Origin of the sequence: Microscilla marina ATCC 23134, from assembly GCF_000169175.1 — a bacterium.
In the GTDB taxonomy this organism is placed as follows: Bacteria; Bacteroidota; Bacteroidia; order Cytophagales; family Microscillaceae; genus Microscilla; species Microscilla marina.
Genome location: NZ_AAWS01000103.1, coordinates 1 through 6561 on the forward strand (window position 1 = coordinate 1; position 6561 = coordinate 6561).

The window sequence follows — 6561 nt, forward strand, 5'->3', positions numbered from 1 at the left end:
CAACGGGTGTTTTCTATCCGGAACTTATGACGCACTTCGCGCCGGCTAAACTCCTGCTTGACGCCTTGGTCAAAACAATAGTTTTTCAACTGCTCGAAAAACTGACGCAAACTACCATCCAGTTCATCAATGCGCAATATAATAGTTTCGAACAATATTTCATTCGCCCAATGCAAATCAGATGTAGTAGCCACCAAACGACCGTGCGCATCGCGCTTTCGCTGGAACTGATGCAGCAAAGTAATTTGCTTCACCAAAGACTGGTACAAACTATGCAAACGGCGCGGATTTTTTACCTCGCCAGGCAACGACAATTGAGTGGCGTAAGGATTCACCACCTCATAAGGACGCAACAAACGCACACAATTTTGTAACAATTCCTGAGTGGCCAATTGTTGAGACTTAATCACCGTTCCCGCCGCACAAGCATTCATATAATCAGTAATCGCTTTGGTTTGCGCTTCGCCTTCGTTCACCGCCAGGGTAAAACAACGGTTTTCGTTGTCTTCGTACACCTCGGTTTGGGTAGTCGCCGCCATACTCGCCACCGGACCATATACCTCCTTCACACCACCACTATTTCTCCCCTGCAGATCCTGAGTGGTGGTAGAACTAGCCAATTTACCGTAGCTGATCAACTCACGAAAAGACAATAAAGCCTCCTCGCTCAAACCATCCAAATCCTGCAACACAAACAACTTATTACACAAATCATACTTTCCATAATTGTACAAACTACGGTCGGTAATACGGGTCACATCCATAGCGCCTTCTTCGGGCATCAACTTAAGAATGACATTCAACAAGTGCGATTTACCGCTCCCGCTGCTTCCTTGTACTATAGCGTGCAAAGTATCCGGCATCTTGTAACTGCTTGCGACACAAAACAATAACAAACGGTTCATCTCCTCGCCTACCACCCCACAAGCCCCAATTTGCTCGTTTAGTTTCGCCATCAGGTCAGACGAACGCAACAAAGCCATGCATTCTTTTCGCAAGCCAGGCGGTACCAGGGTGGGCGCACTCAACTTGCTTTTGGCGTCCGCCAATTCTGTTAGCTGCTGGTCGCGGTGGGCTTCCAACTGATCGGCTAAACTGTTCAAATCCATCAACAACAACTCAAAAGAAATAAAAAGTTTCTCCGAAGCTTCGCGCGCTACCTTTTCTATTTGGCGGTCTTCAAACAAATCTACCTTATGCCGACTCTTTGTGCTACCCGCACCAGACGCCGGATAAATAAACAACGTCACCTTCATCGACTCCAACTCCGGTTTGGGTTTCCCTTGCAACTGATAACGCGCATTGACCGTCTCCAGCGCCAGTTTTGCAGGGTTAGACGTATCGAACTTGAAGTTCGGCGCGGGTGGTGCTGTAGTGCCAGGCGTGCTGGCGGTACCGCCTCCTGAGTAAAGCACCGTTTTCTGACTCAGGAGATGCTGAAAAATCGACGGCTCATCCGATGCTTCCACCACTTCGCCATAAGCCACCAATAAAGAATTCACATCCTCCCCTTCTGGAGTAGGCACCGAACTAATCGTTTGTGTAGTAGCCGACGAACCGTGCATCCACACTTTCCAAAGCTCATCCGCCCTACTTTTCAACGCCTTGCGACCTGCATCATCCCCGTCAAAAAACAAATAGATTTCCTCCAGATGCGGCATTTGCACCACCAACTGTTTGTGCGCTGGAGTAAGCCCATTGGTGCCATACAAAGCCAACACCGCCGTAGCTGCATCATCTACCGGAAAAGACGCCGCATCAATCACACTTTCCGTAAGTACCAGATACTTAGTGCCTTGCAAATCGGGATACGCCGGGTAAAGCCCTTTTCGGTCTTTGCTATAAAAATGCCGTTGGTCGCCATTGTTGCTGATACTGCGCCCATAAAAACTCACGATCTCGCCCTGGGCATTCTTCAAAGGGAAAATCACACAACCACGCCCCCAAGCCGAAGTAATCCCCAAAGCCTCCAACCCGGCACGCAAAGGCTTGCTCAACGTACCATCGTGAAAACCGACTTCCTGGATGCGCTCCAAACCACGATTTTGCATGTATGCCTGGGCTGCTTTACTTTGAGCAAACGACTTTTGGAAGTGAGCAAAAACCGCCGTCATCGTCTTGATTCGGCTTTTCTCTGAAACCACAGGCTGCGCCTGCGCTACAGCAGAAGCCCCTACTCCACCGGTGGCACCCAACAATGATTTACACTTCAAAATTGCCTCGTGTTTGCTCAACTTCTCCTGGTGCATCACAAAATCAATCACATCTATAGGCTTTCCGTGCACCTCACAATTGCTGCTAAAGCAAAACACCGTGTCCGACTTCGGGAACACCTCCATACTCGGCTTTTTGTCATCGTGAAAAGGACAACACATGCGGTTGTTTCCATTGACGCTTAAGCCGTAGTGGGCTAAAACGGTAGTGATGGAGAGATTTTGTTTGATATCTGAGATAGTCATTGTAAATAATGTTTGGATTAATAAGTCTATTGAGCAAACATATCTATATAGACTTATATATCCAAATATATTCAACGCAAAACCAGCAAAATGAAAAACTATAGGGTAAATAAGGACTTAAAAAACTGTTTTTTGTAACTTTATAGATGTAAAAATCTATAAAAATGGAGATAGGCGATAAATTAAAAAAGTAAGAGAAGCTAAAAAACTTTCTCAAAAAGAGGTCGCATTGACACTAAACATGGATCAGTCACAGTATTCTAAAATAGAAAAAGGTAAAACTGATCCAACCACTGCAACACTAGAGAAAATATGTAAAGCACTGAATATTGAAGTAGCCGAACTATTTGTATCTGATCAATTATTTAAAAATGTTGATTCACTGGATAAGTCGCTGGTGGAAAAAGTACACCTACTGGAGCAATTAGATGAAAGTGAAAAGCAATCTATTTTCCAAATCATTGACAGCCTCATCATTAAAAAACGTCTGAAGGACACGCTCAATGATGCAATCAATTTAGCTTCGTAAATATTATGAGCCAACCACAAAACGACTCCCCTTTTTTAGCTGCAAAGTTAATTATCATTGCGAGGTCAAAACAAAGAGTAGGGCTTAATATGTGTACAGAAATAGATTTTTTGTACCAAGAAATACTCAACATCCCTAATATTGAACACAATATAAAAGCACTCGTTCCAACATTTGTCCCTTATACCAAATTTACGTACTCAGCCGAAGTAGTATCTGAAAAAGGCATGCACATACATCAATACAATGGAACAGTATAAACACCAATTCATAAGAAATAAAAAACCCTGCACTAAACTAGTACAGGGTTACACTTTAACAGATGACTATCCCAAATCGTCTGTCTTGCAAAAGTACAGACAATCATATACTTTCGCAACTCATAAACTCCTATCTTTCAGGTTCATAAGAAATAAAAAAGCCTGACTCAAATGAATGAATCAGGCTGTATATTTATTGGGATAAGTTTAAACTTAAACTAGGCTAGTTTGACATAAACTCAGGAAATAACTCTTCTAAAACTACTTGGAGTGATTCAAAAATCTTTTTAGAACTTTTTTCATTACCAAGTCTTAATTCTCGCTCCTGACCCTTAATTAACAAACAATCATCATCAAAAGACTCTAATAATTCGATCTCTGTTTCAGATGTTTGATGTTCATTTATTAAAAACATCTTTGGATTAATTTGTGATATATTATCAACCTCAATTTTCCAGTCTAAGAAGGTGATTTTTCCAACTTTTTTAGAAAAAACAATTTCATTAGAGTTGATTAATATTTCAAACTTAGAGTAATACCTCAGTAATAAACCTATTACAAATAGTGATACTACAATCGTTAAAACAATTGATATAGAGTATAGGTACACGAAATCTATAAACATAAGAAAGAACACAGAGAGCACAAAAATAATAGAACTCCCCCTTGGACTTTGTCCGTATATCACGTAACCACCAGCATTATTTTTTTCTGTTACTATGCTCATTTGGATTTAGAATTTTGTTATGAACTAAAATGCCATTCGCAAAGAAATTGTGTGTGTTTGAAATATGTGACAAATTATATGTTTGTTCTTTTCTAATATTTTCCTTTATACTGCTGACAATAACTTTAGTCAGCATGTTATTTGAAAATTTATAACACATATCTCCTTCAGCGAGTTGTTTAGTATCTAAACCATACCTTTCCTTTGTCAAACTTGGTTTGTAGGAACACCAACCTTTACCCTCAACATAATAAGGGTGATCAAACGTATTAGAGTTTTTTGTTCCATCCGTAAAATTAATATCAATTATATCATCATGTATCGGAGAATCAATCATCAAAACCTTCTGATTTTCTAATTCAAAAGTTTTCATATTTACTGTTTTGACCGTATCTCCAACCTTGACGTTCTCAATCTTTTTATTAGACCCATCAGCCATGAGTATTTGTGTGCCTGCAACAAAACAAATTGAGCTATTGTTTGATTGTTTACTTTGATGCCAAACTTTATCTTCCTTGCGTTCTACCTTTGTATTCTGCAAGCTTTTAATCCACTCTGTTCCATAAAAATAGGAAATAGACCCAGAAGTAGTTCCTAACACAAACGCTCCAACAGCTTTACCATACGGTCCGAAAGGCGTTCCAATTTTTTCTCCTAAAAGTGCTCCAGCTTTTGTACCCTGAAAGGCTGCTGTCCACCCCCCAATTTCTTGTACTGTAGTTGCTACTTTATTATCAGATTTAACTACATTTTCAACACTCAATGCAGCAGCAAAAACCATAAACCCTCCACTAGCACCTCGCGAAATTTTAGATAATCTTGTTGTTGATTTTCTCGTCTTAAAGGCATTTTTAGATAGAGGTTTTTCTCCTGCAGCTACAGCTTCAGCCAAAGCTTTTTGCTGCGCCAATGGCTTACCAAATGGTCTAACATTACCAACTGTACGTCCAATTGCAGATTGTCTTATTTTAGTTTTTTTCTGAGCATTATATCTACCCATAGCGTATTGACCAGCTGATATTTTTCCTGCTTTGTATCTTGCTTCTAACCTTGCTACTCTTGGCTTGTAAAACTTTAGTCGCTTTTGAGAATCGCTAAAACCAACCATTGCTCCTCCTACCCTACTTTTTACAAAGTTTTTGACATCGCTGTGCGCTACATTTTGTCGTTTAGCAGCCGTACTCTTAGTTGGATTAGTGTTGGTATTTTGCAATACTTGGTAAAAAGGATTAACAGGGCTTGTCTTTTCTAAACCTTCTAGCTCTCTGTTTCCTGTTACATTATTCTCACTAAAAGCATAAGTACTATTGTACAAATAGTCTTCCGCTAAAGGATCAACAGAAAAGAACCTACCCAAGGCAACATCAGCATTTCTCCACTTAAATTGTGACCAGTTGAGCCCAAATTCTTTTTGCTCTTCCTGACCTTGGAATTTCCACCTGTGCTCCGGTTTTCCGTGTTTAGAAAGTCCTTCCAGTTCTAACCCAAACGGATAATAATGATTCTCCTGTACAATCAATTGCGGCGTATGTTCCACCACCATATCATCAAAGAATACTTCCTGGTCGCTTTCGTTGGCAACGAAGGCTTGGAGGTAACCGCGCTCGGTGGCGGTGTAAGTCAGTTCCAGGTCTTGCCATTGTCCGGCGCCTGGGCTCAGATGAGCAATTTGTAACGAAGCGGTAACGGGCGTCCCGTCTTTTTTATAAAATACCAGTTTTAAGTAACCACTCGGTACGCTCGCGTTCGGGTTATTACCCCCGTTGTTGGGCGTAATGCTTAACCCTAAATTCAGTAGAAAAGGCGTGTTTTCTGTAGAGATTTCTCCACTCTTGGCGTGACCATTCACTTGTCCCAGGGTAAGCCCCCAGTTCACCGCGTTGTTGTGGGTCACCGAACCTCCGGCGTAATAACCCTTCACTTTCACTTTTACCACATCGCCTTTGCTTACTTCCAGGTTGCGTAGCATTCCTAACGGCTCGGTGCTCGTCAGTTTGGCTACATGGTTGCTGGCGCTCGTGGGATCAGAAGAAATAATTACTTCTTTGTATTCGAAACCTTGCTGTTTGTCGGTGGTAACATCTTCTAAATCAGCCCGGTAAATTTTCTTTTCTCCTTCTCTGAAAGCCACCCTCAAGTTACCTAAATGGTCTTTATAGTATACGCACCTAAAATCCTGTATTTCAAATCTTTAAGCGCATCCTTTTGTTGCACTCATTACAAAGACCAAAGGCGTCAATGTAACCAAGACCAAATGTACAAAGCACTATTTTCAAAAGAAAGAAAAATGGTAAATAACCGCCTTACACCATACAAAGACCACTTTCAGCAGTGCAAAGATCGCCTTCAACAGTACAAAGCCCAGGGAGTTTGGAAAAGTGAGCGCGCAGATGAACGCAGGAGGAACGACTAAGTGAAGCGGCGCAAACACTGCGCGTAAGCCAGCGGGGAGACGACCAGGCAAAACCACTTTCGAAACCACTACTTTGAAGCTTTCTAACCGCGCGTTGGGGCCCGCCCGTGTTCACAGCCGAAGCCCAAAGGAGTGGCGGTTTTTCGCGGGTAAGCTTGCGCGAACGACGACGG

6 protein-coding genes are annotated in these 6561 nt (G+C 41.8%); 3 read left to right on the forward strand and 3 right to left on the reverse strand.

Annotated elements, in window-relative coordinates; all coding sequences use genetic code 11:
- On the reverse strand, nt 1-2459 hold a 2459-nt coding region (locus M23134_RS36795), incomplete at its 3' end, for a CHC2 zinc finger domain-containing protein (protein ID WP_002706034.1).
- Nucleotides 2460-2700: 241 nt separating this feature from the next.
- On the opposite strand from M23134_RS36795, the gene M23134_RS36800 reads away from it, so the two are divergent.
- Nucleotides 2701-2988, forward strand: a complete 288-nt coding sequence (locus tag M23134_RS36800; RefSeq protein WP_053337464.1) for a helix-turn-helix domain-containing protein — start codon at nt 2701-2703, stop codon at nt 2986-2988.
- A gap of 5 nt (nt 2989-2993) precedes the next feature.
- Nucleotides 2994-3248, forward strand: coding sequence for a hypothetical protein (locus M23134_RS36805; protein WP_002705558.1), 255 nt, complete (start codon nt 2994-2996; stop codon nt 3246-3248).
- A gap of 223 nt (nt 3249-3471) precedes the next feature.
- Here the strand turns inward: M23134_RS36805 and M23134_RS36810 are convergent, their stop codons facing one another.
- Both M23134_RS36810 and M23134_RS39550 read right to left on the reverse strand, forming a co-directional pair.
- Nucleotides 3472-3975, reverse strand: coding sequence for a YdbT family protein (locus M23134_RS36810; protein ID WP_045115074.1), 504 nt, complete (start codon nt 3973-3975; stop codon nt 3472-3474).
- Nucleotides 3950-6106: a hypothetical protein gene (locus M23134_RS39550; protein WP_157558834.1), complete on the reverse strand. Its 2157-nt coding sequence runs from the start codon at nt 6104-6106 to the stop codon at nt 3950-3952. Before M23134_RS39550 ends, M23134_RS36810 begins: the two co-directional genes overlap by 26 nt.
- A gap of 123 nt (nt 6107-6229) precedes the next feature.
- On the opposite strand from M23134_RS39550, the gene M23134_RS41650 reads away from it, so the two are divergent.
- The gene (locus M23134_RS41650) at nt 6230-6388 is read left to right on the forward strand and encodes a hypothetical protein (RefSeq protein WP_002705381.1); all 159 of its coding nucleotides are present in this window, start codon (nt 6230-6232) and stop codon (nt 6386-6388) included.
- Nucleotides 6389-6561: the final 173 nt, after the last annotated feature.